The organism is Thiolapillus sp. (genome assembly GCF_048562965.1).
Taxonomy (GTDB): domain Bacteria; phylum Pseudomonadota; class Gammaproteobacteria; order Chromatiales; family Chromatiaceae; genus Thiolapillus; species Thiolapillus brandeum_A.
Genome location: NZ_JBHNMF010000536.1, coordinates 1 through 2,148 on the forward strand (window position 1 = coordinate 1; position 2,148 = coordinate 2,148).

Genomic DNA, 2,148 nt, shown 5'->3' on the forward strand with positions numbered 1-2,148 from the left:
TTAAGCTGTATGAGGATAAACATGGGAATTATGCCGCCTACAATATCGAAAAACCTCTTTGGGTCTTCGTAGGATCCAGTGTTACCAAGGCGACCGGCACCAAGGCAGAAAAAGCCACGGTTTCTGATGTAGGAATGATCATCTCGTTTCTTGCAAGCTTTCTCAAGGATCAGGCCGCCACAGCCACCGAAATCGAGCGGCTTTTAACCGGCAATGCACAACAGACCGGCCTGCTCGATGAAAACGGCGGCGATATTTTCGCGGGCAGCTTCGTCTATCTCCAACACCTGATCGCACGTAAAGGCTGGAATGCGCAGGATCTGCTACAGGATATCCTGGCCAAGCTGTTCCAAAATGCTGCGGGCGGGCAATTGTCCATTGCCCGTATCAAGGGCGATGAGAATGAGATCATGCTGCGGGTTGGCCAGGAAGAAACCCCTTTTGGTCTCATCAATGTGGGTGACGCGTCCGGCCTCGCGACCCATATCGCCGCACAGAATTTTGACAACGTCTCAGTCCTGGAGTCAGAGTTTTCTGAAACCCTTTTCGGGCAGATCAATCTCTCTTCCTCTCCGCTCAACCTTCTGATCGGCTCGAAGCGCTTCGTAGAAGGCTGGGACTGTTGGCGCGTCAGCACACTCGGTCTCATGCATGTCGGCAAAAACGAAGGCGCACAGATTATCCAGCTATTCGGACGCGGCGTTCGCCTGAAAGGCCATAACTGGACACTCCAGCGTAGCGGCTTTGCCACGCCTACCCACCAGCCTGAATACATCCAGTATGTCGAAACACTGAATGTTTTCGGCATTGAAGCGGACTTCATGGAACGCTTCCGTAAATTCCTCGAAGAGGAGGAATTGCCGCCGAATAACCAGAAGGATGTCTACACCATCCCCCTCAACATCACCTATGAATTCGGGCATCGTCTCAAGGTACTGCGCCCTCGACGAAAACGCGATGATGGCCGGGAGTACGACTTCAAACGCGACGGGGCGGTTCCGGTTTTTGGCCAGGTGCCTGACAAGCTGCGTCAAAAACTGATCGAAATTGATTGGTACCCGAGAATCCAGTCGTTGGAATCCAAACAGGGAAGTCGAGTCGGCGAGAAAGAGTCAAGCACCTTCTCAAACGACCATCTCGTTTATCTTGACTATGATGATCTGTTCTTCAGGCTGGAAAAATTCAGGCGCGAACGTACCTGGTACAACCTGAATATCGCCAAATCGGCGATACGCCCATTGCTTGAAGATGGAACCTGGTATCGCCTTGTTACCCCTTCCGGAAAGATGACGCTGGACAGTTTTTCCAATGTCCATCTCTGGCAGGAGATGGCGGCAGAGCTTTTGCAGAAGTACATCGAAGAGTTTTACAACTACTGCAAGGCCGCCTTCATCGAACCGCGCCTGGAGTTGCGTGAGCTGGAGCCAGATGACGGCAATCTTCCACAGGAAGATGAGTACCAACTCATTGTCTATGCCGACCAGCAGGCACTCATCAATGACATCAAAGCCCTGACACATGAAATCGCCGCACGCAAAAGCAGCATATTGCAGGCCGGCGACTTGAAGGGATGCCTCTTTGCCAATCACATCTATGAGCCTGTCTTGCATGCTGCCAAGGGCAGTAAGATTCAGATCGCTCCTGTATCACTTAACGAAAGCGAGTTTCAGTTTCTGGATGATCTCCGGCAATACATTGAGCGAGAGCGGAAAAATCTTGAAGATCAGGGCATTGAATTGTTTCTGCTCAGGAACGAAAGCCGCGGGCGCGGGATCGGCTTCTTCGAGGCCGGCAACTTCTATCCTGACTTCCTGCTCTGGCAGATCAGGGGCAGCAAGCAATACCTGTCTTTCATTGAACCACACGGTCTTCAGCATGAAGGTCCCGGCCACAAGAAAATCGAGTTTCACAAGGTGATCAAGGATATCCAAAACCGGTTGTCAGCAGACGGGGTCGTACTCAACAGCTTTATCGTGACACCGACACGCTTGGGCAAGCTGAATTGGGGAAAGACCATAGACGAGCTGGAGGATATGCACGTTCTGTTCATGGAAGACAGGCGTGACTTTTATGTGCAAAACATCATAGCCAAAATGGTCTATTGATGTATTTCCGAGCGATGTCGAGAAACATCCAAAACTGTTTAGT

The 2,148-nt window shown here is 51.2% G+C and carries 1 pseudogene; it reads left to right on the forward strand.

Annotated features, from left to right (window positions below):
- Window positions 1–2,105 (forward strand): annotated as a pseudogene (locus ACOCD2_RS17375) (DEAD/DEAH box helicase); the annotation flags it as partial.
- Between the last annotated feature and the right edge of the window lie 43 nt (window positions 2,106–2,148).